24 protein-coding genes and 1 pseudogene are annotated in these 26,189 nt (G+C 63.1%); 8 read left to right on the forward strand and 17 right to left on the reverse strand.

Annotated features, from left to right (window positions below):
* Position 1: 1 nt before the first annotated feature.
* Positions 2-475: a sterol desaturase family protein gene (locus CXQ80_RS11400; protein WP_101319457.1), complete on the reverse strand. Its 474-nt coding sequence runs from the start codon at positions 473-475 to the stop codon at positions 2-4.
* A 427-nt stretch (positions 476-902) separates the two neighbouring features.
* Here CXQ80_RS11400 and CXQ80_RS11405 point away from each other — a divergent pair, with 427 nt between their 5' ends.
* Positions 903-1,610, forward strand: a complete 708-nt coding sequence (locus CXQ80_RS11405) for an MgtC/SapB family protein (protein ID WP_101319459.1) — start codon at positions 903-905, stop codon at positions 1,608-1,610.
* Positions 1,611-1,617: 7 nt separating this feature from the next.
* Here the strand turns inward: CXQ80_RS11405 and CXQ80_RS11410 are convergent, their stop codons facing one another.
* From CXQ80_RS11410 to CXQ80_RS11420, 3 genes are read right to left on the reverse strand one after another with little or no spacing between them, the layout of a single operon-like run.
* Complete coding sequence (locus CXQ80_RS11410; protein WP_101319461.1) at positions 1,618-3,171, reverse strand: sensor domain-containing diguanylate cyclase; 1,554 nt, start codon at positions 3,169-3,171, stop codon at positions 1,618-1,620.
* 37 nt (positions 3,172-3,208) lie between these two features.
* Positions 3,209-4,003, reverse strand: coding sequence for an exodeoxyribonuclease III (xth, locus tag CXQ80_RS11415; RefSeq protein ID WP_101319464.1), 795 nt, complete (start codon positions 4,001-4,003; stop codon positions 3,209-3,211).
* Entirely contained in the window at positions 4,000-4,242 is a 243-nt protein-coding gene (locus tag CXQ80_RS11420) for a hypothetical protein (protein WP_101319466.1), read from the reverse strand. Before CXQ80_RS11420 ends, xth begins: the two co-directional genes overlap by 4 nt.
* A 166-nt stretch (positions 4,243-4,408) precedes the next feature.
* Here CXQ80_RS11420 and CXQ80_RS11425 point away from each other — a divergent pair, with 166 nt between their 5' ends.
* Together CXQ80_RS11425 and CXQ80_RS11430 are read left to right on the forward strand one after the other, a co-directional pair.
* Positions 4,409-4,909 (forward strand): DUF4142 domain-containing protein, encoded by a 501-nt coding sequence (locus CXQ80_RS11425; RefSeq protein ID WP_101319468.1) that lies wholly within the window; start codon positions 4,409-4,411, stop codon positions 4,907-4,909.
* A gap of 25 nt (positions 4,910-4,934) precedes the next feature.
* Positions 4,935-5,186 carry a hypothetical protein gene (locus CXQ80_RS11430; RefSeq protein ID WP_101319470.1) on the forward strand — a complete coding sequence of 84 codons (252 nt, stop codon included), beginning with the start codon at positions 4,935-4,937 and terminating at the stop codon, positions 5,184-5,186.
* A gap of 79 nt (positions 5,187-5,265) precedes the next feature.
* Here the strand turns inward: CXQ80_RS11430 and CXQ80_RS24805 are convergent, their stop codons facing one another.
* Positions 5,266-5,442, reverse strand: a complete 177-nt coding sequence (locus tag CXQ80_RS24805; protein ID WP_178080766.1) for a DUF6021 family protein — start codon at positions 5,440-5,442, stop codon at positions 5,266-5,268.
* 64 nt (positions 5,443-5,506) lie between these two features.
* Positions 5,507-6,493, reverse strand: coding sequence for a DNA-binding protein (locus CXQ80_RS11435; protein ID WP_101319472.1), 987 nt, complete (start codon positions 6,491-6,493; stop codon positions 5,507-5,509).
* A 293-nt stretch (positions 6,494-6,786) separates the two neighbouring features.
* Between CXQ80_RS11435 and CXQ80_RS11440 the strand changes: the two genes are divergently transcribed.
* Both CXQ80_RS11440 and CXQ80_RS11445 read left to right on the forward strand, forming a co-directional pair.
* Positions 6,787-9,111, forward strand: a complete 2,325-nt coding sequence (locus tag CXQ80_RS11440) for a bifunctional diguanylate cyclase/phosphodiesterase (protein ID WP_101319474.1) — start codon at positions 6,787-6,789, stop codon at positions 9,109-9,111.
* A 91-nt stretch (positions 9,112-9,202) separates the two neighbouring features.
* Positions 9,203-10,153, forward strand: a complete 951-nt coding sequence (locus CXQ80_RS11445; RefSeq protein ID WP_157831744.1) for a site-specific integrase — start codon at positions 9,203-9,205, stop codon at positions 10,151-10,153.
* On the opposite strand, the gene CXQ80_RS25020 is transcribed toward CXQ80_RS11445, so the two are convergent.
* Together CXQ80_RS25020 and CXQ80_RS25025 are read right to left on the reverse strand one after the other, a co-directional pair.
* Positions 10,143-11,195: an SMP-30/gluconolactonase/LRE family protein gene (locus CXQ80_RS25020; protein ID WP_256585772.1), complete on the reverse strand. Its 1,053-nt coding sequence runs from the start codon at positions 11,193-11,195 to the stop codon at positions 10,143-10,145. The two genes, CXQ80_RS11445 and CXQ80_RS25020, sit on opposite strands and share 11 nt — an antisense overlap.
* Positions 11,196-11,252: 57 nt before the next feature.
* Positions 11,253-11,855 (reverse strand): annotated as a pseudogene (locus tag CXQ80_RS25025) (SDR family NAD(P)-dependent oxidoreductase); the annotation flags it as partial.
* A gap of 267 nt (positions 11,856-12,122) precedes the next feature.
* Here CXQ80_RS25025 and CXQ80_RS11455 point away from each other — a divergent pair.
* Positions 12,123-13,094 (forward strand): LysR substrate-binding domain-containing protein, encoded by a 972-nt coding sequence (locus CXQ80_RS11455; protein WP_101319480.1) that lies wholly within the window; start codon positions 12,123-12,125, stop codon positions 13,092-13,094.
* Here the strand turns inward: CXQ80_RS11455 and asnB are convergent.
* The 7 genes from asnB to CXQ80_RS11490 are packed head-to-tail and all read right to left on the reverse strand — an operon-like array spanning position 13,083 to position 20,963.
* Positions 13,083-14,918 (reverse strand): asparagine synthase (glutamine-hydrolyzing), encoded by a 1,836-nt coding sequence (gene asnB / locus CXQ80_RS11460; protein ID WP_101319482.1) that lies wholly within the window; start codon positions 14,916-14,918, stop codon positions 13,083-13,085. The genes CXQ80_RS11455 and asnB overlap by 12 nt on opposite strands.
* 12 nt (positions 14,919-14,930) lie before the next feature.
* Positions 14,931-16,313 (reverse strand): amidase, encoded by a 1,383-nt coding sequence (locus CXQ80_RS11465; RefSeq protein WP_101319484.1) that lies wholly within the window; start codon positions 16,311-16,313, stop codon positions 14,931-14,933.
* A complete protein-coding gene (locus CXQ80_RS11470) occupies positions 16,300-17,295 on the reverse strand; it encodes an AMP-binding protein (RefSeq protein ID WP_101319486.1) in 996 nt (331 codons plus the stop codon). The genes CXQ80_RS11465 and CXQ80_RS11470 overlap by 14 nt, the downstream gene beginning before the upstream one ends.
* Complete coding sequence (locus CXQ80_RS11475) at positions 17,292-17,576, reverse strand: acyl carrier protein (RefSeq protein ID WP_101319488.1); 285 nt, start codon at positions 17,574-17,576, stop codon at positions 17,292-17,294. The genes CXQ80_RS11470 and CXQ80_RS11475 overlap by 4 nt, the downstream gene beginning before the upstream one ends.
* Entirely contained in the window at positions 17,573-17,980 is a 408-nt protein-coding gene (locus CXQ80_RS11480; RefSeq protein ID WP_101319490.1) for a hypothetical protein, read from the reverse strand. The genes CXQ80_RS11475 and CXQ80_RS11480 overlap by 4 nt, the downstream gene beginning before the upstream one ends.
* Positions 17,981-17,991: 11 nt before the next feature.
* Positions 17,992-19,725, reverse strand: coding sequence for a prenyltransferase/squalene oxidase repeat-containing protein (locus tag CXQ80_RS11485; RefSeq protein WP_256585745.1), 1,734 nt, complete (start codon positions 19,723-19,725; stop codon positions 17,992-17,994).
* A complete protein-coding gene (locus CXQ80_RS11490; protein WP_256585746.1) occupies positions 19,722-20,963 on the reverse strand; it encodes a phenylacetate--CoA ligase family protein in 1,242 nt (413 codons plus the stop codon). The genes CXQ80_RS11485 and CXQ80_RS11490 overlap by 4 nt, the downstream gene beginning before the upstream one ends.
* 371 nt (positions 20,964-21,334) lie before the next feature.
* Here CXQ80_RS11490 and CXQ80_RS11495 point away from each other — a divergent pair, with 371 nt between their 5' ends.
* On the forward strand, positions 21,335-22,570 hold the full coding sequence (locus tag CXQ80_RS11495) for a 3-deoxy-7-phosphoheptulonate synthase (protein ID WP_101319494.1): 1,236 nt from the start codon (positions 21,335-21,337) through the stop codon (positions 22,568-22,570).
* On the forward strand, positions 22,561-23,745 hold the full coding sequence (locus tag CXQ80_RS11500) for an MFS transporter (RefSeq protein WP_101319496.1): 1,185 nt from the start codon (positions 22,561-22,563) through the stop codon (positions 23,743-23,745). The genes CXQ80_RS11495 and CXQ80_RS11500 overlap by 10 nt, the downstream gene beginning before the upstream one ends.
* On the opposite strand, the gene CXQ80_RS11505 is transcribed toward CXQ80_RS11500, so the two are convergent.
* Positions 23,736-24,878, reverse strand: coding sequence for a glycerate kinase (locus CXQ80_RS11505; RefSeq protein WP_101319498.1), 1,143 nt, complete (start codon positions 24,876-24,878; stop codon positions 23,736-23,738). The genes CXQ80_RS11500 and CXQ80_RS11505 overlap by 10 nt on opposite strands.
* 114 nt (positions 24,879-24,992) lie before the next feature.
* On the reverse strand, positions 24,993-26,090 hold the full coding sequence (locus CXQ80_RS11510; protein ID WP_101319501.1) for a sugar diacid recognition domain-containing protein: 1,098 nt from the start codon (positions 26,088-26,090) through the stop codon (positions 24,993-24,995).
* Positions 26,091-26,189 lie beyond the last annotated feature (99 nt).

Genomic DNA, 26,189 nt, shown 5'->3' on the forward strand with positions numbered 1-26,189 from the left:
GTTATTTGAGCGCAGTTTTGCTGCGCTCACGCAATTGACGCCTGAGCACGCGCAGGGGCGGCGCATAAAAGAAGCCAAACGACACGCAGCCCTCGCGCCCCTTGACTGCGTGATGCAACCGATGCGCGCGGTGCAGCCGTTTCAGGTAGCGGTTGACCGGCCGCAGCCGGCGCGGCCAGTGCCGGTGAAACAGCCCGTCATGGACCACTACATACAGCAGGCCGTAACCTGCCACACCCGCGCCAACCCACTGCAGCGGCGCATGCCCGGCCTTGCCCAGCGCTACCAGTGCTGCGGCAATCAACGCAAGGGCCGCAAGGTAGACATCATTGGTTTCCAGCACGCCCAACTGCGGCTGATGGTGCGAGCGGTGCAACCACCAGCCCCAGCCATGCATGATGTATTTATGCGCGAGCGTGCCGACGCCCTCCATGGTCACCAGGGTGCCGAGCAGGACGGCCAGATTGAACAGCATGGGAGAATCCGCAGTGAGTGGGCAAAGCAGCAAGGTTACCATTGCCCGCTGTAGGCTTCAGCCCGCCAGACGCAGAGAAACGTCGTTATGAAGCCATTGTCATGTTTCTGCCATTGACCCTCGCCGAGGTGTGGCGTAAGGTCCGCAGCGCAATTTCGCACCCTTACAGGAGTCCTGCATTGGACAGTAGCCCCAGTCGATTGCGACAGGTCCACACGGCGAGCTAGTCCGGCAGTGCTTTTGCCACTGTCTCGCCGTTAACGCCAGACGGTGGTTCATCGGTCCCGCTCGGGACGATGTTCTCCCTTTTGCTTTTTCCGCCCTCGCCCACGGCGAAGGTCCGGTGGCCCTGCGCATTCTGTTTTTCGTTCGCGTCGTCAAGGTACGACGCTGATACGGGCATGCTGCCCGTAGAAAGAGGTTTGCTATGGATTGGAAAATATTCTTGCTGCGCGTCAGCGTGGCACTGGTACTCGGTGCACTGATCGGTGCAGAACGCCAACTGCGCCAACGTCTAACCGGCCTGCGCACCAACGCGCTGGTCAGTACTGGCGCCTGTCTTTTTGTCCTTATGACCCAGGCAGTACCCGGTATGGCCGCCACCGATGCCTCGCGGATTGCGGCCTATGTGGTGTCCGGGATCGGCTTTCTCGGCGGCGGTGTGATCATGCGCGACGGCTTCAACGTGCGCGGGCTCAATACCGCAGCAACGCTATGGTGCACGGCAGCAATCGGCGTGCTGTGCAGCGTTGGTCTGTTGCTCGAGGCGACGCTGGGCAGCCTGGTGGTGCTGTGCGCCAACATCCTTCTGCGCGATATCGCCCAGCGCCTGGACCATCAGGAAGTACTGCCGGCCAGTGAGGTAGAGCAACGCTTCGAGGTGCGCATCGTCTGCCGCGGAGAAGATGAGATACAGGTGCGCAGCCTGATGCTGCACAGCCTGAGCGACCCAGGGCTGCGCCTGCAGTCGCTGCACAGTGAAGACCTGCCCGACTCGGTACGCCTGGAAGTACGCGCGCAGTTACTGGGCAACGCTCAGGCCGCTGCCCAGCTGGAACGTCTGGTCAGCCGGGTGAGTCTGGAAAAAGGCGTGAGCGCGGTGCGCTGGCAAGTTCGCGAGTCGGCAGCTGACTGAACGCTGATCAGCCCTGCGCCTGGGCCATGCAATAGCGGTCCCGGCCCTGGCGCTTGGCTTCGTAAAGCGCGGCGTCGGCTTCAGCTACAAGCGCTCGTGAACTGATCGGTTGCTGCGCCGGATGAGCCACCGCGATACCGGCGCTGGCCGACACTCCGCCAAACGGGCTGCCGGCGTGCTCGATAGCCAACCGGCGCAACTGCTGCAATGTCTCCTGTACGATCAGGCCGGCCCCGTGGCCATCGGTGTCAGGCAGCAGCAGGGTGAACTCTTCACCGCCATAACGCACAGCGAGATCAGCCGGACGCTTCAGCGCCTGCCCCAGTACTTCCGCGACCCGCCGCAAACATTGGTCACCTGCCAGGTGGCCATATCGGTCGTTATAAGCCTTGAAGAAGTCCAGATCCATCATCACCAGCGCCACCGGGTAGCCTTGCCGCCGCGCCCTGGCGATCTCGACATCCAATACGGCATCGAGCCGGCGCCGGTTGCCCAGCCCGGTCAGACTGTCGGTCAGCGCCAGGTCCTTGAGCGTCTGGTGCGCCTGGTGCAAGGCGCGCTCGATGACAATACGCTCACGGAGCTGACGCAGCACCACCCAACCGAACAGCGAAAGCCCGAGCAGCAACACCAACAAGACGCCGATCGACTTGATCACATCCTGGCGCCATGCCGCCAGGATCGCATCGCGCGACAGGCCGGCCTGCACCACCAACGGGTAACTGGTCAGCGCACGGTAGGCATACAGCCTGGGTGTGCCGTCAACCACCGCTACAGTCTCGACCACGCCCTCGTTGGCATACGGCAGGTAGTCGCGAAACACTTCGCTGTCCGCCAGGCTGCTGCCCAGCACCTGCTCGACAAACGGCCTGCGCACCAGGATCGTACCGTCGCGCTTGGCCAGCACCAGCGCGCCGCTCTGGTCGATTTGGAAGTCGCCGTAGTAACGTACGAACCAGTCGACCTTGATCGTGCCCAACAGCACGCCGGCAAAGCTGCCATCGGGAAAATTCAGTCGGCGCGAAATGGGGATGATCAACTCTTCGGTAGAGCGGCTCTTGACCACCGAGCCGATCCTGATCTGCCGGCCCGTATGCTCACGGTGATAGATGAAGTAGTCGCGGTCGGCATTGTTGGCCTTCGGCGCTGTGACGGTGTGATCGGTTGCCAGCCAGGTGCCATCCGCGCCGTACACGAACAGGCCATGCAACTGCGGCATTATCTGAACTTGTTGGCGCAAGAGCGCGTGCAGCCGCGGCCGATCGAGGTTGGCGAAGCCATCGCCCTCGAGGCGTTCAGCCAATGCCGCAGTAATCGCATCGACCTGCCGGATCGAGTCCTCGGCGTGCTGGGCACTGGCTCTGGCGAGGTTGACCACCGAGTTTTCAGCAACGGTGAAGGCTGCGCGATAGTCCCGCCAGAACCGCCAGGCCTCGGTCGCGACGAATACCAGCATGACCACGGCCATGAACGCCAGCACCAGGCGAAACATCGCAGCGGCGCGGCCTTCACCGTTGGCCGCGAAAAGGCCGTGCTCATCAGGCTTATGGGTAAAAGGCATGCAAATCCCTTTCGCTCGCTTGGCCTTTGACTATAGATCAGCGATGTTTGCGCGTACTCAGTTCGATCCAGGTCGGCGCATGGTCACTGGCCTTGGGCTCATTACGGACCCAGGCATCGACGCCCGCGTTTTTCAGGTACGGTGCCAGCTCGGCATTGAGCAACAGGTGGTCGATGCGCAGCCCGGCATTGCGTTCCCAATGCTTGCGGAAGTAATCCCAGAAGGTAAACACCTGCTCATCGGGGTATAGATGCCGCAGCGCATCTGTCCAGCCTTGGTTCAGCAGGCGTTGGTAGCAGGCCCGCGATTCGGGCTGGAGCAAGGCATCCTTGCGCCATGAGCGCGGGTCGTAAATGTCCTGGTCGGTGGGCGCCACGTTGAAGTCGCCGGCGAGCACAGTCGGGTGGCCGCTGTCGAACAGCCCCTGGGCATGTTCGATCAGACGCTCGAACCACTCCAGTTTGTAATCGAACTTCGGCCCCGGCTGCGGATTGCCATTGGGCAGATACAGGCACGCCACCAGCACGCCGTGAACAGCGGCCTCGAGGTATCGGCTCTGCGGATCATGCTCCATGCCTGGCAAGCCGCGGCGCACCTCCAGCGGCTCGGCGCCGCGGGCCAGAATCGCCACGCCGTTCCACGACGGCTGGCCCTGAAACAGGCAGCTGTAGCCTGCAGCTTCAATGGCCTGCAACGGAAACGTCTGATCTGGCGCCTTCAGCTCTTGCAAGCAGGCAATGTCCGGCTGCTCCCGCTCAAGCCAGGCGAGCAATGCCGGCAAACGGCTGCGGATGCCGTTGATATTGAAGGTGGCGATCTTCAGCGCTTTCATGTGTCAGGGTCGTTGACGTGGGCCTGCACAGCTTCCTGCAGGGCGTTGACATGGGCTTCGTCGGCCAGTTGTTTCAGCGCCAACCAGTCGTCCCAGTCCAGCCCGCCGTCATCGCGCAAGGCTTCAGCCGTGCGGATCAACTCGTGGTGGTAAGCGTCGGGCGACTCGCGCCGGTAGCTGACGTCATCATATTGCGCGTACCAGGCCGCCAGTTCGGGAATGCTGCGTTCAATGCTCATGCGTTTACTCCTGCCTGAACCTTTGAATGTCTGAACCCTGCTCGCCGCGCATCGTTCCCATTAGTGCGCCAGCGGCACAACGACAACAAAAAAATTAAACCTTTGCTGCATGCCAATGCTCAACCTTAGGCGACATTGACGTCGCGCCAACGCAAAGGTGTGAGAAATGAACAATCTGTTCCTGAAGCGAATCGGACTGTCCGTCGCCCTGGGCATGGCCTCTTTGCATGCAATGGCGGCAAGCTCCGACGACTTCGTTGACGCAGCTGCCGAGTCTGGCATCGCTGAAGTCGTGACCAGCAATCTGGCCTTGGAAAAAACCCAGAGCGCCGACATCAAGACCTTTGCCCAGCAGATGGTCGCAGACCATACCAAGGCTAATCAGAAGCTCGGCGACATCGCCAAAAAGCATGACATCAGCGTGCCTGACGAGGCCGCGATGACCGACAAGGTCAAGAAAGTCATCCTTGAATGGCGTGACGAGTCGTTCGACAAGTCGTATGTGAACAACCAGGTCGCTGCGCACGAAAAAGCCGTCGAACTGTTCAAGAAAGAGGCTGCTTCAGGCGACAAGCCAGACCTGAAAGCCTTCGCTGGCGAGACCCTGCCGGCACTGGAGAAGCACCTGGAGCATGCCAAGCAGCTGCAGGCTAAATACGACAAGTAACCCGAATTGGCGAGGCTAAGTATTTATGAGTAATGACCCACTTCGTGACGAAGTTCTGACCCGTCTTTTGCACGCGCACCCGCAAGGCCTGGGCAAGGAAGTGCTGGATAACTATCGCGGCGAAAAAGTCGTGGCCGGCATGCTCAAGACGCTGCAGGACGACGGCTTGATCCATGATGGTAGCGTTGAGGTTGATGCCGAGCATCAGATCAGCGTGCAGTATCCGATCAAACTGTCCAGCGCCGGCGTCGAAGCCGCCAAACGGGTCGAAGCCTAATCGACTCTTCTGCTCCTGCACTTGGTGCAGGAGCAGCTCGCGCCGCCAAGGCGCGAGCTTCCCTTCTCGAATTCCTGCCTTAGTGCTTCTTCTCGATATCGCGCGGCGGAACTGCTGGGCCCTGTGGGTCTACCTGCGGATCGTCCAGGTCCGGCGAGTCCGGATCAAAACCCAGGTCGTTATTTTCAGTGGCCTCATCTGAAGAGTGCGGACCCTTATTCGGTTGCTCGTGCTCGTGGCTTTTCTCGTTGGACATGCGCAGATCTCCCATGAATGTCTATGGAAGAACCCTGCACAGCGGTAAAGTTTGATTTATTACTTTAATCCGCGCCCACGTCACCGCGCTGCAAACTGGCCAGAGCATCGCTGCGGCTGACCAGCTCTGCCTTTAGGAAATCGAGCTGGCGGGCCTGCTCGGCGCAAAGTTCGCGCTTCTGCTCCAGTTGCTGCGTCTGCCCTTCCAGCTGGCGACGCACTTCGTCACTGGCCCCCTGCGCCTGTGCCAGAATCGTGCGCAAACCCTGCACCTGGGCGTCGCGCTGCTCCAACTGATCATTGATGACCTTGAGTTCAGCGGCGGCCTGGCGAGCCTCGGCCTGCAGCCGCTCGTTGTCGCGATGCAGGCGAGTGGCCTCTTCCTGCCTGACGATCAAGCTCTGCTGCAACTGGCGCAGCTCTACCTGCAACTGCTGTACCTGCCCCTCGTGCCGGCGCTGCTCCTGCTCACGCTGCTCGCGGCTGGCGGTGCGGTAGTGCTCAAGTGCGTCGCGGGCGTGACGATGCTTGTCCTCGAGCGAAGTGATCTGTTCATCCTTGTCGGCCAGGCGTAACTGCTGCTCGCCGAGCGCCTGATTGAGGCTGGCGCTGCGCAACTGTTCGGTTTGCAACGTGCTCTGGGTGGACGCGAGCTTTTCCGACTCGGCCTGCAGGGCATTGGCCTGAATCTGGATTTGCTGCTGCGCCGCAGCGAGTGCCTGCTGGGCGATGCTCAGCTGAGCCTGGAGCTGATCACGCTGCTCGGTAAACTCGCTTTCAGCTGCTTTGATGCGCGCATCGCCCTCCTGTCGCAACTGATCCGCCAGTTGTTCGACCAGCCGCGCCAAAGGCTCACTCAGGTTACCGGCCGCCAATTGGGTGGCCGCAGGATGCTGGCTCTCAAGTTCCTTCAAATAACGGTGAATGGTGGTCTTGGAGCCGGTATTACCCATTTCGATACGTACCGCATCAATGCTCGGGCGCTCGCCTCGGGCAATCAAGGCCTGCCGCGCCTGCTGCACTACCGCCTTGTTTATTCCGCCCCGGGCCATGTCTGCTCCTACGATTTCGTAATGTGGTACGTACTATGTAATTACGTACCGATTATCTGCCTAGCGACGGGCTTTAACAAGCCGTTGCTAACATTCAATAATCACGGCTTATCGCATGTGAGGACCTTTAACCTGCGCTGGTCAGTGAGTGGACGCAGCCGAGCTGTACAAGCAGTCGAAATCGCAGTTTCGCAGGGCGTACAGCCGTGAATAGCAAAACGCCACCAGTCATACGGCTGTCATTCAACTGTCGTATTTTCAGGGGACTACTCAAGGCCGGGAAACGAACAGCAGTGATCCGCCTAACCCCCTCCTCCGCAAAGCTCCTGCCGCTGCTTCTACTGATGCTGTGCGCGGTCACTCTCGCCTTTCTCTGGGGGCTGCATGCAACCCAGAAGAATGCTGCGCGCCAACAGGCGCTTGCGGCCAAGGCCGCCGAACATCTGAACCTGGCCAGCGTCGTCGCACAGAGCCTGCGCCAGTTGGTTGATCGTGCCCAGGCGGTGGGTCGCAGCACGCTGCAAGACGTGACGAAGCCGGCTCAGGATCGCCTCAGCCTGGTGAGGATCCTGGCCGCAGACCCGCTGCTCAAACGCATGAGCCTTTACGACAGCAACGGCGCACGGGTCTTTTCCAGTGATGCTGACGAACCGCAACGCCTGCCCAGTGAGTGGCTCGACCAACTGAAAACCCATGTCGCGCGCTACGGCTTCAAACCCTTTCTGGCGCATGCGCTGCCCAATGCCAGCGACACGTCGGAGCGACGCGTGCCGTTTCTAGTGCCCCTGTCCAACCTGCCTGGCCGCCAGATCGACAGCGTACTGTTGGTGCAACTGGACATCGGCTACCTCGCCCTGCTGTTCCAGCACATCGATCTTGGCGCCAGTGGCTTCATGCGCTTGCTTCAGGATGACGGCCAGGAGCGCCTGCGTATCGATGGCAGCGGCGTGGTGGTGACCGGTGAGGCGCTGCTACCGGTGCCGCCAGCCAGTGGCGCAGACGCCGGCAGCCTCACTCAATTCGCCGCGGATGGCACCTATCAGAGCTTGTATCGGCGAGCCGCAGATCGTGGTTTCAGCGTTGTCGTCAGTCAACGCCACGAAGAAATCCTCAAACCGAGCACAGCCAACTTCGCCCGCCAGTTCTGGCTGAACCTGTGCATGACCATCATGATCCTCGCCAGCCTGGCCTGGAGCCTGCGTTTACTGAGCAAGCGCCAGGAGGCGTTCAGCGCCCTGGAGCAGGCGCAGCAGGTCAACCAGGAACTGATCGAGCGCCTCGAAGAGGCCCATCGGCGCAGCAGCCACGCAGCAGCAACCGATCACCTCAGCGGCCTGCATAACCGTCGCCAGTTCGTCGAAGTCGCCAGCAAGACGCTGACCCGCCAGCGCGGCAAGCGCCGCTTGATGGCGATCCTGTTCATTGACATGGACCGCTTCAAGTCGATCAACGACTCGCTTGGCCACCGCATCGGCGACCTGCTGTTGCAGGCCGTCGCCGGGCGCATTCAGCGCATGCTGGAAGACGGCGATGAGGCTTCGCGCTTCGGCGGTGACGAGTTCGTTGTGCTGCTCGCTGGCGAGCGCAGTGAAGACCAGCTCGACAACTGGGTGCGCGCTCTGGTCGAAAAGCTCTCGGCCACCTACGCGCTGGATGGCCAGGAGGTCAATACCAGCCCCAGCGTCGGCGTCAGCATCTGCCCGCGCGACGGCCAGGACATCGACGCGCTGATCCGCAACGCCGACGCCGCCATGTACTCGGCCAAGCAGGCCGGGCGGGCGCAATATCGCTTTTTCGACCCGTCGCTGAATGTCAGCGACCTTCATGCGTTCAACCTTGAGCAGGCGTTTGGCAGTGCCCTGGCCGAGCGTCAGTTCGTTTTGCATTTCCAGCCGCAGATCCGGCTCGACAACCTGCAGGTGGTGGGTTACGAGGCCCTGGTGCGCTGGGATCACCCAGAATTCGGCCTGCTCTACCCTGACCGCTTCATTGGCCTCGCCGAGCGCAGCGGCTTCATCGTCGCGCTGGGTTGGGAGGTGCTGCGCATGGCCTGTGAGGAACTGGCCAGCTGGACCGCACGCGATCCGCACACACGGATCGCCGTCAACGTCTCGGCGCTGCAGCTGCGCCAGGCCGATTTCAGCGAACGATTGTTGAATGAGCTGGACCAGCTCGGCATCGCTGCGCAGCGCCTGGAACTGGAGATTACCGAGACCACCGTGCTCGATCCGGAAGGCACTGCGGTCGATCACTTGCAGCGCCTGCGCGCTGCGGGTATCGGCATCAGCCTGGACGACTTTGGCAGTGGTTACGCCGGCTTCGCCCACCTGCACGCGCTGCCCCTGAGCAAGTTGAAGATTGACCGGGCACTGATCGCGCCGCTGTGCAACAGCTACGATGACAGTCCGATCGTATCCTCGACCATCATCCTGGCCAAACGCCTGGGCCTGGAGGTGGTTGCCGAGGGCGTCGAAACCCGCGAACAGGTGGTCTGCCTGAAGCTCGCCGGCTGCGACATCGCCCAGGGCTACCACTTCAGTCGGCCGTTATCGCCTACGCAACTTCACGAGTATGCGCCCTTCAAGGCCATCGAAGAGCAGCTCTGCCTGGAGCACTGAGGCTGTACTGCCGCTTGACCAGCCCCCACGTTGGTCAGCAGCCTGCGGCTGGTTTATTGTGTGGGCTTCAGTTCACCACAATCCTGCCCCCATGACCGACATCGAGCGCTACGTCCGCGCCGCCACGCGTGACAATACCCGGCGCAGTTACCAGGCCGCCGTCGAGCATTTCGAGGTGCGCTGGGGCGGTTTTCTGCCGGCCACCGCCGACAGTATCGCCCGCTACCTGGTCGAGCACGCTGAACAGCACGCGGTCAGTACGCTGCGCCAACGCCTGGCGGCCCTGAGCCAATGGCATATCAGCCAGGGCTTTCCCGATCCAACCAAGGCACCCTTGGTGCGGCAGGTCCTGCGCGGCATACGCACCTTGCACCCGGCGCCGGCCAAACAGGCCGCGCCGCTGTTGCTGCAACATCTGCAGACCGCCGTCGCACGCTTTGAACAAGAAGCGCAGCTGGCGCGTGAACGAAACGACATGCCCGGCTTGTTACGTGCGCGCCGGGATGCGGCCTTGCTACTGCTCGGTTTTTGGCGTGGCTTGCGCGGCGATGAGCTGGCACGCCTGCGCGTCGAGCATATTCAGGCCCAGGCCGGTGTCGGCCTTACCCTGTACCTGCCGCGCAGCAAAGGCGACCGCGAGGCACTTGGCGTACAGCACCGCACCCCGGCGCTGAAAGCGTTGTGCCCGGTGACGGCTTACCTGCAATGGCTGGAAGTGGCGGGCATTGCCCATGGCCCGGTGTTTCGCAAGCTCGATCGCTGGGGCAACCTGGGCCAGGCGCCACTCAACAGCAACAGCCTGATTGCCGTGCTGCGTGGCATGCTCGAACGCGCCGGGGTGCCCGCCTCACTGTATAGCGGCCACTCACTGCGACGCGGTTTCGCCACCTGGGCCACAGCCAATGGCTGGGAGTTGAAGTCGTTGATGAGCTATATCGGCTGGAAGGACGCCAAATCCGCGCTGCGCTACATCGATGCAGCGCAGCGCTTTGGCGATCTGGCGGTGTTGCCCGCGGCGCAGGAGCGCTTGCTCATTCCTTGAACGGATGGCGGGCAATCCCCGCCACTTCCGGGCGGATCATGTACAGGTCACCTGCATCCGGATAGTCGAGCAGCTGCGCCGGGGTCATGCCAAAGCGGGCGGTGGTGATGTACAGCGTGTCCAGCTCCGGGCCGCCAAAGCAGCAACTGGTCGGCCGCGGCACCGGCATTACCACCTGGTCGCTGAGGTGACCGTGGCGGTCGTAGCGCAGCAGGCAACTGCCGTTGAACTGGCACACCCAGATGCCGCCTTCCTTATCTAGCGCAATGCCATCCGGACGACCCAGCTCGGCCGGGGTTTCGGCAAACAGGCTGATCTCGCCCAACACGCCACCGGCGAGATAATCAGCACGGTAGATCGAGCGCGCCACCGAATCGACGAAGAATAGCGTCTGGCCGTCTTGCGACCACGCCAAACCGTTGGGCAAGGACATCTCACGATGGATCACTTCGGCATGCATTTCGTGATCGAAGCGGTACAGTGCGCCGGTCTTGCCGCTGGGGCCTTCATCCATCAGGCCGGTGACAAAGTGGCCCTGCGGATCACAGGCGCCGTCGTTGAAGCGGTAACTGGAGCGGTGATGCACGGGCGCCGAATACTGACGCACCTTGCCTTCGCCAAGGTCCAGCAGCGCAGCACTGGCATCCTCGGTGAAGATCAGATTGCCTTGGTCGGTCAGGGCCAGAGCGCCAATTTTCGCAGCGGATTCGTAAACCCGTTCGACATCGCCCTGCGGCGTCAAGCGGTTGATGCGTCCGCCGGAGATATCGACGAAATAGAGGACGCCGCTGTGCGCATCCCAGACCGGGCTTTCACCAAGATCGGCACGGGTACGGGCGACTTTGACTGGCGCGTAATGGCATTCCTTGATGCTACTCCAGCGCTCGGCGACTTCGCTGAGGCTGGCGGCTTCTACCCGGGCCAGATCGCGAGGATAGCTGACGCCGCTGTTCTCGCAGAAGCGTGTAGCGGTGAACTGGCCGTTGCTGGCGCGCAGGATGTAGCCGGTGTCGCGGCACAGTTCACTGGCCAGGTAGAGCAGGCCTGGGGTCACCCATTCAGGCTTGAGGTCCTCACTGGGCTGGCTCACCCCCCACATGCGGGTCTTGGCCACAGGCGAAATCGCATTGACCAGGATGCCGTGGGCCAGGCCTTCCATGCTCAGCGCATTCATGATCCCGACCTGGGCCATCTTGCCTGCGGCATAAGCTACCAGCCCTGGCTGGGCATAGCGCTGGTACATGGCGCGGTCAGAGGTGGTCAGTACGACTCGCGGCGCCGCCGAGCGCTTGAGGTGCTTCCAGGCATGCTTGGCCAACCACACCGGCGCATGCACGCTGATGCCCAGAGCGCGTTCGAGAAATGCCTCCTGCTGGTCTTCGATGTCCTGATAGCCGACCCAGCCGGCATTGTGAATGAGGATGTCGAGCTGGCCGAACTGCTCGATGGCAAGCTCGATCAATTGCTGGCAACCCGCCTCATCGTCCAGCCGACCAATGTGGGCAACCACCTCGCCACTCTGGGCCTTGAGAGCCTGCAACGCTTCAGTTACCAGTGCCTGATCTTCGCCTTCGCCGGCGCGATCGGTGCCCAGGTCACTGATCACTACCCGTGCGCCCTGAGCCAGCAGTGCCTTGGCGTAATCCAGGCCAAGCCCCTGGCCTGCACCGGTAATAATCGCGACTTTATTTGTGAATGGCATCGACGAATCCCCCCGATTCTCATTCACAGACAATAACAATAAAAAAATCAATGACTTAATACTAAAAGCATGCAAACTTGATATCTAATAGATATCACCGAAACCCCGCAAGCGGATGACCGAGCCCCACCCGGTTACTCATATAGATAGCAACAGCCCGGGCGAGCAGGCTTCTGCGCCGCCCAAGCACACATTATGATGGCGCGCCTGCAGAAGTCCTGTGAGCACACGCCCCTGCACCAGTTCGCCTCGATGAAGGAAAGTAGAATGATCGAGACCCGTTTGCTCAGGCAGTTCATCGCCGTGGCCGAGGAGTTGCACTTTCACAAGGCAGCTATTCGTCTGCACATGGCGCAGCCGCCTTTGAGCCAAGCGATCAACCGCCTCGAGGACAAACTCGGCTTCAGCCTGTTTCTGCGCAACAAGCGCGGGGTCAAGCTGACCGCCGCTGGCATGGCATTTCTGGAAACCGCTTATCGCACCCTCAAGGAACTCGAGCAAGGCATCGAGTACGCCCGCAATGTCTCCGAGGGCGTGTGCGGCAAGCTGACCATCACGGCCATTTCGATTGCCTACTACGAGTCGCTGCTGAACTCGCTGCGGCGCTTTCGCGAAAGCTACCCGAACGTGCGCCTGACCATCCGTGAAATGCCGTCGGCGGCCCAGGCCGCCGCCTTGTTGGCCGGCGAAGCCGACATCGCCTTCATGCGCAAGCTGCCACTGCCGCCGGATATCATCGAATCACGCCTGATTCTCAATGAACAGATCGTGATGGCCTTGCCGGCCCATCACGAAAAGGCCCGCCACGCCAACGTCGACCTGCGCGAATTCGCCGAAGAAGACTTCGTGTTCACCCCGCAGGCATTGGGTAATGGCTACTACAGCCAGCTGATGGCGCTGTGCGAGTCGGCAGGCTTTTATCCCAAGGTGGTGCAGGAAGCGTCGCAGATTCATACCTTGATCGGTTTGGTCGCCTGTGGCTTCGGTGTAGCCCTGGTGCCGGAATCGATCGCCAACTCGACGCTGCGCGATCGGGTCCTGTTCCGCCCGATCAAGCCCGTTGGTGATCAGCCCAACGCCAGCATGGGCCTGTACATGAACTGGAACAACCAGAACGCTTCGCCGGCGCTGGGCAGTTTCATCTCGATGCTGGACCTTGGCGCACCGAAGTGTTTCAGCGACACCCTCCTCGACCTCGCGGCCCAGGAGAGCATCCTCAAGCGCGATCTACACCGATAGCTGGTTAGGGCGCAGCCAGGCATCCAGTGCCAGTGCTGTTTCCAAGTTGTTACGGCGCAGCTGCGAGTTGAAATAGCCCTCGGCGTGATCCAGTTGCGTGATTAGCTGAGCTCGATCGATGACCGCGAACGCCGGGCTGTCAGCCGTTGCCAGCAGCTGCCGGGTGCGCTCGCGCAAAAAGCGCTCGTAGGCCAGGTTTGCCGAAGTCGGATAAGGGCTTTTCTTGCGCGCCAGCACGGCCGGTGGCAGTAGATCAGCCGTCGCCTGTTTGAGCAGCCACTTTTCCTCGCCTCCTCGACCTTTTATCGACCACGGCACGTTGTGCACGTACTCGACCAGCTCATGATCGGTATACGGCACACGCACCTCAAGGCTGGCGGCCATGCTCAGGCGGTCCTTGCGGTCGAGCAGGATCGGCAGCCAGTGGTGCAGGTGCAGGTGGCTGATCTCGCGCATGCGCCGCTCGACAGCGTCGTCGCCCGGCAGATGCTGCACTTGATCCAGTGCCTGGTGATAGGCGCTGTCCTGATAGCCGGCAAAATCGCAGTGGCGGTTGAAGTCCGGGTTGATCAGCTCTGCCTGCAGCAGTTGCATTCGTGACAGCCACGGCATCCGCGCCGCAGCGATGGCCTGCGGATCGCGACACCAGGCATAACCGCCAAATACCTCGTCCGCGGCCTCGCCTGAGATCGCCACCGTCGAGTGGCCACGGATGGCTTTGAACAGCAGATACAGAGAGGTATCGACATCGCCAAAGGTCGCCGCTGAATCATTGGCCAGGTACACCGCCTGCCTGGCCTGATCGGCAACCAGCTCGCGGTTATCGATCAGGATGGTCTGGTGCTGGCTGCCGATATGGGCGGCGGCGGCCAAGGCATACGGCTCGTCGCGCTCCGGGCGGAAGGCATCGGCCTGGAACTGCTCGGCCTGGCCGACAAAATCCACCGAGAACGAATTGACCGTACCGCCCTGTTCGGCCTGCAACTTGCGCTGGGCCATCGCTGTGAGAATGGTCGAGTCAAGCCCGCCGGACAGCAACGAGCATACCGGTACGTCGGCATAGAGCTGCTCGCCCAGCGCTTTACCCAACAGTTCGCGGGTGCGCTCAATGGTGCTTTGCAGGTCGTCCTGATGCTCACGTCGTTGTAACTGCCAATAGCGCTTGAGCTTGATCTGGCCGTTCGGCCGCCACGATAGCCGATGCCCCGGTGGCAGCTCGCGAATGCCGCGCAGCGCCGTGCGCGAGGTGCCCCGCGACAAGCTCAGGGCATCGACCAGCCCCACCACGTCGAGCTGTTTGCTGAAATCCGGATGGGCCAGAATCGCCTTGATCTCCGAGCCGAACAGCAGGCCCTGGCCATGTTCGGCGTAGTACAGCGGCTTGACCCCGAGGCGATCGCGTACCAGCAGGAAGTGCCCGTCCCGCTCGTCGAACACGGCAAAGGCGAACATTCCCGACAGCTGCTCGCTGCAATGCTCGCCCCACTCCAGGTACGCATGCAGCACCACTTCGGTGTCGCTGCGGGTCTGGAACTGATGCCCGGCCAGACGCAGCCGCTCGCGCAATTCGTTGTGGTTGTAGACCTCGCCGGTATACACCAGCGCCACTTGCTGGCCATTGCCGAAGCGGTAAGTCATCGGTTGTACGCCGCCAGCAAGGTCGATGATCGCCAACCGCCGGTGGCCGAGCAAGGCATGCCGGTGGCGCCAGCTGCCGCTGGCGTCCGGGCCGCGCAGGGCCAGGGTGTCGGTCATGGCCGCCAGCAGCGGCGCGTGTTGCTCCAGGTCGCGACTGAAGTCGACCCAGCCTGTAATTCCACACATGGTTGCCGCTCCTTATTGACCAGCCTCAGCGGCCGGCACCCGCCCGACCAGCGCTTGCAGGCGCTTGGCGATGTCCAGCAACTGCCGCTCGCTGTCGCGTCGGCCCATGATCTGCACCGACAGCGCTGCTTTGCCATCCGGGCTCAGGCAGATCGGCACGGTGATAGCCGGCAGGCCGCTAAAGCTGGCCAGCGGGGTGAAGCTGATTTTCTGTGAGTAGTCGGCGTCGGCAGGCGATGGGATGGTCGAGTCGCCGGGCTGCGGATCACGCCGATCGAACGGCCGGTTGGGGTCCATCGGGAATACCACGAAGTCCACCTGGGCGTTGTCGAACCAGCTGTCGATGCCTGCGCGAACGCTGTCCATACGTTGCTGGATGGCGTTGTACTCTTCCTCGCTGACCCCGGCTCCGACGGCCAGTGCGCTCTGCGTCGACCAGTGCAGCTCGCAGTCGAACACCTGCTGCCACGCCGCAGAGGCCAGCCACGCATCACGGGCACAGAGTTGCCAGGCGTCGCCGCGGCACGCCCACAGTTCAGGCATGTCGACATCACTGTCGGCCATTTCAAGCTGCACCACGGCGCTGCGCGCCTGAGCCAGCATGGCGAGCATCTGCGCGCTGGTCAGGCCCGGCTCATGCACATGGCTGAGGAAACCGACCCGGTACTGCTGCTTGAGCGGCAGTTGCTCGCCGAGCAGACCATCGATGCCAAGCATCGGTAGCAGCAGGTCGAGGTCATCGGCGCTGCGCGCGACCCAGCCAAGGGCGTCCATGCGCGGAGACAGGGGGAATACGCCGGCCAGATTCCCGGCCTTGTGCGTCATGCGCAAGCCGACCATGCCGCAGTGCGACGCAGGCCAGCGGACCGAGCCGAGCACATCGGTGCCCAGCGAGATATCGCACAGCCCCGCCGCCACCGACACCGCGGAACCTGTACTCGAGCCCGAAGGGTCGATGCTCGGGTAAAGCGGGTTGCGGCAACCGCCACCAAAGGCGATGTTCAGCTCGGTGGTGGTCACCTTGCAGGTCAAGACCACCCGTGGGTCCAGCCCGGTCAGTGCTTCGGCGCTGCGCGCTGGATAGTGACGGTAGCTGCGCAGGCCCAGTCGGGTCGGCAAACCCGCAACGTCAACGGTGTCCTTGACGCCCAGGCGGAACCACGGCGACTCGGCCGGGCGGGTGCTGACCAGGCAACGGTAGTGGCCGTCGGCATGCACCGCCCATTGCTCATACTGCGCTGCCCAATCGGCGGCCAGTGCTGGATTGGCCTGCAGTTGCGCATAGCGCTCACGCAGGGTCAGGGCCAGGTAATTGGGCACCTGTTGGCCAACTGCTGCGGGACCGCAGTTGGCCAGGTAGGCGTCGATAGCATTGTCGGTTTTAACGTATGGCATCGGTGTATTCCTTGACAGTTGATGCCGCCGCCCAGGCTTGTGGCTTGCCTGTGGCAGACAGCGGTAAGTGATCGACGTGATGGATATGCAGCGGCCGCGGCGTGCCGGGCGTGAGCTGAGAAAACGCAGCCAGCACAGCCCCGCTGCTGACTGACGAATCGTCCAACACTATGGTGTAGGCCTCGCCACGCAAACCTTCGCGTAGCGGCACACAGGCCAGGCGTGCGCAGCCGAGCAGCGTGCCCAGTTCGGCGCCTAGCCGGGCCAGGTCGAGGCGAACGCCATTGACCTTGATCAGGCTGCTGACCCGGCCCAGCCACTGCACCCGGCGCGGGTCGAGGATCTGCACCAGGTCGTCACAACGGTGGCTTGGCGCTGCGCAGGCCTGGCCCTGCTCACGGGCAATGCGTGGGCTGGCGATTTCCAGGGGCGCGGGCTGGCCAGCGGGCGTCAGTAGCTGAACGTCGTCAAGCAAGGTCCACGGCTGCTCCGGCGTGCTACTGGCATCCAGTTCGCGGACGGCAATCGCGCCGGTTTCGGTCGAGCCGAGCACCTCGATGAAACGCACCTGCGCACCGGCGAATTGCTGGATCACAGCCAGTGCACCGGGTGGCAACATCGATGCACTGTGCACGATCAACAGCGGGCGCTTGCCAGCCAGGCGCTTGAGCAGTGCTGGCAGGAGCTTCCAGGTACTGGCGATGGCCAGAATCACGCATTGGCCGTGGCCAGCCAGCGTTGGCAGTTGCTGTTGTTCGAACGAGCACAGCTGTAGCGCCGCGCCACTTACGCGCGCACCGGTTTCGCCGAGGATCTGCCCGTAGCTGTGACTGACCGGCGCAAAGCTGATGATCTCGCTGACCTCGGCTGCCCAGCGCTGATAGATCAGCCGCGCCTCCTGCTCCATTTGCGCGCGGCTGCGCAGCCACTGGCGCGGCGCGGCGCTGGAGCCGGAAGTGTGGAACACCTGCTCGGCGCTCACTCGGCGGCCTGCAGGGTGAGCTGGTCTTCGACCTTCTGCGCAACGAAGCGCTGCATCTTGTCCAGAGTCTCGAACCAGAAGCGCACATCGTCGCTGAGGTAGTCCACCTCGATGCTGAAACGGTCCTCGACGGCAGTGATCACCTCGACTGCCATCAGGCTGTCGAAGCGCTCACCGAGAAAATCGCGAAAGCTGGCCTGGCTGTCGATGTCGAGCACCTCAGGGCCGAGCAATTGGGCGAGGGTCTGGCGGATATGTTGTTCGATGGAGGGGGTGTTCACGAGCCGGTGCTTCCTTGTTGAGTGCTTGCGTTGATCAATGCCGCGCCCGCGCTGTAGAACACCTGTTCAGGCGCGATCGGGTCGAATTGCAGATAGATGAAAGCTGTGCTGTAGCGGCTGCGCAGCCCCGCATACAGGCCGTCGGCCAGGGCCTGCTGCGCGAGCATGTCGCGCTCGCTGGAGAGTGTGATGCGCACATGAAACTGCGCCGGCTGGCCGTCACGGTCCTGGCTGGGCAACGGCATACCGGCGCTGAACACGCAGTCCAGCGGCAGCGGCGCGAAGAACACCATGCAGTGCGCGGGGTCCGCGCCCAGGCTCTTCAGAACGCGGGTAAAACCCAGCGCAATGCGCTTGCGCTCGATCAGCGGCAGCGGCGCGCAAGCGACGGTAATGGTCGGCATGCTTGGTGTCCTTATGACAGTTGCAGGTTGGGCAAATGGCGGCGGCTGCCGTCGACGAATGCCTGCAGCAGACGGCCCAGGCAGGTTGACAGCGCATCACTGCCCTCCAGATACAGCGGCGACCAGGCAAAGCCTTGCGCAGTGCTCACCTTGTCGAGGAAGAAGCGCAGGTGAGCGATGTCCACCGGCAGCTCGAATGCCAGCGCCATGGCCACCGCCTGATAGGTGCTGAGCAGGTCGGGGATACGTTGACCGTGATTGGCGAAGCCACCCTGACGAACCTTGTGCGCTGCCAGCAGCACTGCCGCAGCCTGCTGCACGGGGTGGCCGAGGTAGGCAAGGCAACTGAGCGCCTGCAAACCGGCGCGCAGCGATGACGCGCCCCGCGGATAGGCGCTGTAGGTCAGCCGCCCGCTGTCTTCATGCTGACAGGTGCCGACAAACCGCTGCAGGCCATCCAGCGCCACACCGCTGTTGTCTCCCAGCCACTGCAGGATGGCCACCGCAGCTGCGCTCGAGACCATGTCCGAGCCGCGGCCTTCCCAGAAGCCAAAGCCGCCGTCCGGATTTTGCAGCGAGGCCAGCCATTGGCCGATTGCCTGACGGGCCTGCGGCTGTCCGGAAAACGCCCCGGCTGCCAGTCCCCAGGCCGTGCAGCGCACCTCGGCACCGCGCCCGGGCATGTACATGATCCCGGCCTCGTTGGGCATCTGGCAGCCTTCGATCCAGCGCAACGCCGCAGCACGCTGGCCGCTGTCGAGGCTGCCGCCGAGGATCCCGGCGGCGCTGGTCAGAACATCCGCCGCCGTGCTCGCTTCGCGGTAGGTATAGCCGCCACCCGGTGTGGCCAGGCTGGCGATATAGTCAGCGACTTCATCGGCCAGCCAGGCAACTGGCTGCCCGAGTGCCTTGAGTGAGCCCACCGCGCAGAACACCGCCCAGACATCCTCGCCGTCATATCCCTGCCAGCGGACAAAACCGCCTGCGCTGCTGCGGCGGGCAACGATCCAGTCGCTGCAACGCTGTGCGTCCAAAGGTAGTGCGTGCAACTCTGCCAGGCTTGCAGTGGCCCGGTAGGTTGCCCACAGGCACGCCGACTCGGCCGACTCGCTGAAGCGAAAGCCGCCGTCAGCCAGCTGCTGCGCCTGCAACCAGGCGATCAAACGCGTGCGGTCCCACGCAGGCGCCGGCAGCCCGGCTCGTTGCAGTGCGCGGGCGGCCATCACGCCATAGAAGCAGGCGCGGGTATCGGCGACATCGCGCTCGGCAAACTCAGCCGACCAGCTCAGGCCACCATTGGCGCATTGCAGACCCTCAAGCCAGCGGTACAGCGGTTCACGCTGCTGGACCTCGCCGTGGCAGACTTCGAGCAAGGTGCGCAATGTGTAATGCGTGGCCCAGGCATCTGCCGTCTGGCCCGGGCACATGGCGTAGGCGTCGCCATCGAACAAGGTGTGCAGCCATGCGGCAGTGGCGTCTGTGTCGCTGACTGGCGCCGCCAGATCCTTGAGAGTTTCGGTGCAATAGAACGTGGCCCAGGCATCGGACGGCATACCCTTGCTCCAGGCATAGCCGCCATCACGGTTGCGCCGTGACTGGATATACGCCTGCAGCTGCGGCACATCGGCACTGCCCAGGCGCTCGACCCAGGCCAGGCTGCGGATCGCAGCGTAGGTGCACCAGAGGTCAGCCTGATGATTGGCCAGGCCCTGCCCTTGCGGAAATTTCGGCAACACCACGCTCATTGCGCACCGCCAACAAAGCGCAGGTTGGTCTTTTTCCAGCTCTTTTGCGAAGCGCCGCTCTTGCTCAACACCGACAGGTTGTTGATGAACAGGATGCGGCTCCAGCGCAGGCGCATGTGAGCTTGCGAATGGGCCTGCAAGCGCGCCTCGATCGCCGCCTCCTGACCAGTGTCCCAGAGCACATCGCGCTCCAGGATCAGCGCGGCGCTGTCCTTGTCGCGGTCGACTTCGATCATGTAGCCCGTGGCGTCGCAGTTGCCGTAAACGACTTCCTCGACGGCGCGAATATCCAACGCCACGCCGCCGACTACCACGGCATCGTTGTCGCGGCCATTGATCAGCAGGCTCGGGCTGAGCTGGCCGGCCTCGCAGGCGCCGCTGATGGTCACGCTGTCACCGGTATCCAGGCGCAGCAAGGGCCGCGCATACAGGTTCAGCGGCGTTACCACCAGACGCCCGCTGAGACCTTGCGCCAGCGGCACCAGTTGGCCGTCCTCCAGCAGCAGTTCGAAGTAGTTGGTGGTGCAGGCCAGACGCATCTGTTGATCTTCGCCAACTGTCGCCAGGGTGCCGGTCTCGGTACTGCCGTAACTGGCATCGAATACCTCGCACTGCCACCAGCGCGCCAGGCGCTGGCGGAATGGCTGGGTGTTGACCTCGCCCAGCAGCATGATCGTCTGCACCGACAGGGCGAAGCCGTCGAGCATCTCCCGCTGTTTAAGGTAGCGAGTCAGCTGGACCAGCACGCCAGGGGCAATGAACAGCACGCTCGGCTGGTAGGTGGCGAAGGTCTTGCACACCCGCTCCCAGTCGGTGATACCGGTGGTAAACGGGTACAGGCGCACGTGGGAGACGTCCAGGTAGTCGCAGACGTTGGCAATCAGATCGCCGACCGGGACGATATCCGACGGCATAAGGTTGGCGACCCTGGAGCCTGGTCTGAGCACCGCGCGCCATTGGCTGGCGACGCTGATGGCATTCCAGATGATGTCTTGCTTCAGGCGCGGGGTTGGCGTCGGTTCGCCGGTGGTGCCAGTGGTGGCGTAATAGCGCGCCGCGTCACCCAGGCCGACTGTGCAAAAATCCAGCGGAGTGGCCTTGAGGGTGGCCTTGGGCGTGACCGGCAACTGGGCTAAGGCTGCGCCGCTGAACGGGCCGATATCCGCGTAATAGCGGCTGTTGCGAGCTCGTTCCCAGGCGGCCTGCAATTTGCCGGTGTAAAAATTCTGACAAGGCATATTTCTGCCGAATTGGCGAAGTTCGCCCTCGGCTGCCGCTACGACTGAATGGTCGTTTTCCTTGTGAACCAACATCGCCCCGCCCCTCTCGAATAAGTTGCGCCGAGAATTGGCGAGTGCAGACCTTGAGTAAAATACTTTTGGCGAACCGGCGGTGATAGGTCGCAAGTATTAATAGCCTTGGAAATACAACGATTTAGCCCATATCAGCGGCTGCCGCCTGCTCCCCGTCCCCGTACGCTCTGGGGCAACTTCGCATATCAGATTGAGACCTTTATTGTATTTCCCTCGAGCTGTCGTCGCTGCGCACTATCGCCGCTCCTTGCAGCAGGTGCAGGGCGAACGACGACACTCAGGGAGCGACACCGATCATGCTGACTCAAGCCGCCAACGTGCTCGACGGCCCACTGGCCTGGAGCCTCAATTCCTGGCGCGACCGCAGCGCTGCGCAGCAACCGCTGTATCACGACCAACCTGCCCTTGAGCAGGCGCTGGCGAGCTTGCGCCAGGCCCCCGCGCTGGTCAGTCGGCAGTCGATCAGCCTGCTTACGGGCTTGCTGGCCCAGGCCCAGCAGGGCCGTGCGTTTGTCTTGCAAAGCGGTGATTGCGCCGAAGACTTCACCCAGACCGATCAGGCCGCGCTGAATCGCTTTCTGCAGCTGATGCAGCAGATGGGCCAGCTGCTGACGCGGGGTGTACAGCGGCCAGTGATCAAGATCGGCCGCCTGGCCGGGCAATACGCCAAGCCACGTTCCAGTGATATCGAAACCCGCGATGGCCTGAGTCTGCCGGTGTATCGCGGCGATATCGTCAACCAGGCCGAGTTCAGCGCAGCAGCGCGGCGGGCAGATCCGCAGCGCTTGCTTGCAGCCTATGCTCACTCGGCCGCGACCTTGCGCGACATCCGCACCCTGCAGGGTTTCATGGACAGCGATGGCCTTTGCGATCAGGCGCTGTTCATCTCCCACGAAGCCTTGCTGCTGGAATACGAGCAGGCGTTGACCCGGCAACAGGACGATGGCTGCTGGTTCAACCAGTCCACCCACCTGCCGTGGATTGGCCTGCGCACCGCCCAGCCCGACGGCGCCCATGTCGAATACCTGCGTGGGGTGAGCAACCCGGTGGCGGTCAAGGTCGGCGCCGAAACCTCGGCCAGCGCACTGCTGCAGCTGATCGAACAGCTTAACCCGCACAACCAGCCGGGCCGGCTGACGCTGATCCACCGCATGGGTGCGGCGCTGCTGGAACAGCACCTCGGGCCGCTGATCGACGCAGTAGAGCGCGCTGGCGCACGGGTGTTGTGGCTGTGCGACCCCATGCACGGCAATACCCGCACCCTGCCCTGCGGCACCAAGACCCGCGCCTTCGATGACATCCTGGCGGAAATAGAGACGGCCTTCGCCGTGCATGCCTGGCATGGCTCGGTCCTCGGCGGGCTGCACCTGGAACTGACCGCTGAACCCGTGACCGAGTGCCTCGGCGGCCCAGGCAACCTGCAGCCGGAGGATCTGCACCGCTGCTATCTGAGCAAGGTGGATCCACGCCTGAATGGCGAACAGGCGTTGGCCTTGGCCCAGCACTTGAGCCGGATGCCGCCATGCCGTTAGCCATATACGTGTTTTCGCTGTGCACCTTTGCCTTCGGCTTGTCTGAGTTCGTGGTCGCCGGTCTGGTTTCGGCAATGGCGGGCGATCTGAGCAGTTCAGTCGCTGCGGTGGGCGCGGCGATTGCGGCGTACGCTTTGGGCGCCGCCATCGGCGCACCGTTGCTGACTGCGGCGCTGGCGAGCTGGCGTGACCGCTCGCTGATGCTGCTGACGGTAGCAGTGCTGGGGGTGGGAAGCCTGCTGCTGGCAAGCGTCGAGCAGGTGTTGACCTTGCACCTGGTACGCTTTGGGATTGGCCTGGCCCACGGCGTGTTCATGGCGCTAGCGGCCAGTGTCGCAGTCAAGCTGGTAGCACCCGCACAGGCTGGGCGGGCATTGTCGGTGGTATGGATGGGCTTGACGGTGTCGTTGGCACTCGGGGTACCGCTGGGCACGCTGCTCGGCAGCTTCTGGTCGTGGCGGGTGATATTTGTCGCGCTGGCGCTGCTCGGTTGTTTGAGCTTGATCGGCTTGCTGCGCTGGATGCCGGTTCAGGCCGGTGCGGCGGATGCTCAGCCTGGCGCGGGGCTGAGCGGCCTGCGCGCCGTGCTACTGCGGCCGTTGTTGTCCGTTGCCGCGGTGTCCATGCTGGTCAGCGTCGCGGTGTTCAGCTTTTTCAGTTACGTGTCGCCGTACCTGCTGGAGGTGAGCCAGGCCGGGCCACGCTTGTTGAGTGCGGGCATGCTGCTGTTTGGCGCCTGCACGATTGCTGGCAATCTGGTTGGCGGATATGCCGGCGACCGCTTTGCGATAAACCGCTGCCTGTTGCTGGCCCTGCTCATGCTGGTGGTCACACTGATGCTGCTGTATGTATTCAGGCCGTCGCCATGGGCCGTGCTCGGCCTGGTCGGGGTGCTGGGGGCGCTGTTCTTCGCCATCGTCACGCTGTCCACGTTGCGCCTGCTCAATCTGGCCAAAAGCGTGGCCCCGCACGCCAGCGGCGTGGCCTCGGGGTTGAACATTGCTGCGTTCAACCTCGGCACAGCGCTCGGCGGCGGGCTTGGTGGCCTTTTGATCGGTCAGCTCGGCCTGGCGTGGTTGCCGCTGGCAGGCGTTGGCGCCGGGCTGTTGGCAATTGCTGTGCTACTCAGCCAGACGCCTGCCGATGTGCCCTATGAAGCTGAAGCTCAGCGCTGAGCCTTGGCGCACTGCCACAGCCGGGCAACATCGCTGGCGCGCGCCTGCAGCAGTGCCGGCGCCTCGCTGCACGCCTGAGCCAAGGTCATCGGCCCACTGGCCAGCGCAAACGCGGCATCGATGCCATGGGCGTACAGTTGCTGGTAACCCTCGCCCAGGGTGCCGGCCAGCACCACCACCGGCACACCATGACGTTTGGCAACCCTGGCCACGCCCATGGGCGTTTTGCCGCGCAAGGTCTGCGCGTCAAAGCGGCCTTCGCCAGTGATGACCAGATCGGCGCCCTGCACCAGTGCATCCAGCCCGGCCAGCTCGGCGACCACCTCCACTCCCGCGCGGAAACGCGCGTCCATGAATGCCTTGGCCGCAAAGCCCATGCCGCCGGCAGCGCCGCTACCGGGCGACTCCCTGAGGTCATTACCCAGCAGTTGCGCGCAATGGTCGGCAAAATGGCCAAGGGCGAGATCCAGCGCTGTCACCTGCTCAGGGCTGGCGCCTTTTTGCGGACCAAAAATCGCCGAGGCGCCATTCGGACCACACAGTGGGTTGTCGACGTCTGCAGCGACTTCGACCTGCACCTCAGCCAGGCGCGGATCAAGCTCACTGGCGTCGATCCGGGCCAGTTGCGCCAAGGCCAGGCCGCCTTCGGCCAGCGCCTGGCCATCGGCGTCGAGCAAACGCAAGCCAAGGGCGCGGAGCATGCCGCTGCCGCCGTCGTTGGTGGCACTGCCGCCAATCGCCAGGACGATGCGTTGGGCCCCCGCGGTCAATGCCGCGCCGATCAATTCGCCGGTGCCCCAGGTGCTGCTGCGACAAGCGTCGCGTTGCTCGCCGGCGACCAACTGCAAGCCGCTGGCTTCGGCCATTTCGATGATTGCCGTGCGGCTCTCGGCGAGCCAACCCCAACTGGCCTCGACCGTCTGCCCCAGCGGTCCGCGCACCGCTTGCCGGCGCAGCTCACCGTGGCTGGCCGCGACAATCGCCTGCAGCGTGCCTTCGCCGCCATCGGCCATCGGACACTCAACCAGTTCGGCCTCCGTCCACACCTCGGCCAGGCCGCGCGCAATGGCCTGGGCGACGGCAGCAGCGTCGAGGCTGTCCTTGAACGAATCGGGGGCGATGACAATTTTCATGGGGATTCTCCTGATCCTGTTGCAGCGATGCTGACAGTTGCGTCATCCGCAGGCCTCGGTCAGATGCACAAAAGCCCAGCGCCGTTGTTTGGGCAAACGCCTTTGCCACTCAGCTCAGTCGGCGCGCAACAGCTGCAAGCCCAGATACAGGGTCAACATGCCGTCCAGCCGCTGTGGGTCGACTTCGCCCAGCTCGGCGATACGTTCCAGGCGATAGCGCAGGCTGTTGCGGTGGATGCCCAAGGCATCGGCACAGGCCTGGCTCTGGCCATCATGGGTGCACCAGGCGCGCAAGGTATTGAGCAACTGGCCGCTGGCGTCCTTGCTACGAATGCGCAGCAATGGCTCGAGCAATTCATCCAGCGCGTCGTCGTTGCGGTGACGCCACAGCAGTGCTGGCAAGCGGTAGCGGGTCAGGTTCAGCAAGCGCTCGGCAGGCAGCACTTCGCGCCCATAGGCAAGCAAATCACGCACCCGCCGGTAGCCGCGTCGCAATTGCTCAAGGCTTTGCGCTGCCGGGCCCACGGCCAGGCGCTGGACGTGCCAGCCATGGCGCTGCAGCCGTTCGAGCAGACGCTGTTCATCCAGCGCGACCGCTGCCGGCCGACACCACAACAGCGACTGACGGGCCGGGCTGACGCACCAGCCATCCGGGTAACGGCTCATCAGCCAGGTGGCCAAGGCTTCTGCGGGCGGTCCGGACTCCAGCTCGAACAGGCACGGCACCCGTGCCAATTGAGGCTTGAGGCCAAGTTGCTGGGCCTCGTCGAGCAAACGCGTCGAATCACCACTACTGCCCAGCAACAATGCCAGCAAGTCATCACAGCGCTGGCGTCGCCATTGTTGCTCGACTTGCAGGTGACGCTGGGCCAGGAGCATTTCGGCGGTCATCCGCACCAGCTCGCCGTAGGTGCGCAATTGCTGCGGATCACCGGTCAGGCCGAGCACGCCGATCAAGCGGCCATCGAGCATCAGCGGCAGGTTGACGCCGGGCTGCACACCCTTGAGGCACTTGGCCGCGTCATTATCGAGCTCGACAATCCGGCCATTGGCCAATACCAACTGGGCACCTTCATGGCGGGTGTTGATGCGCTCTGCTTCACCGCTGCCGAGGATCAGGCCCTGGCTGTCCATGACGTTGACATTGCACGGCAGGATGGCCATCGCCCGGTCGACGATATCCTGCGCCAGGTCATGGTCCAGTTCGAACATTCAACGGTCCTTGCAGTGATAGGATTTGGGCCGCAGCACAGCGGCCAGCGCTGACACCTGTGCATAAGCACAAAGACAGCCGCGCTGCGCTCGCCGAGA

Source organism: Pseudomonas sp. 02C 26 (assembly GCF_002843585.1).
GTDB lineage: Bacteria > Pseudomonadota > Gammaproteobacteria > Pseudomonadales > Pseudomonadaceae > Aquipseudomonas > Aquipseudomonas shirazensis.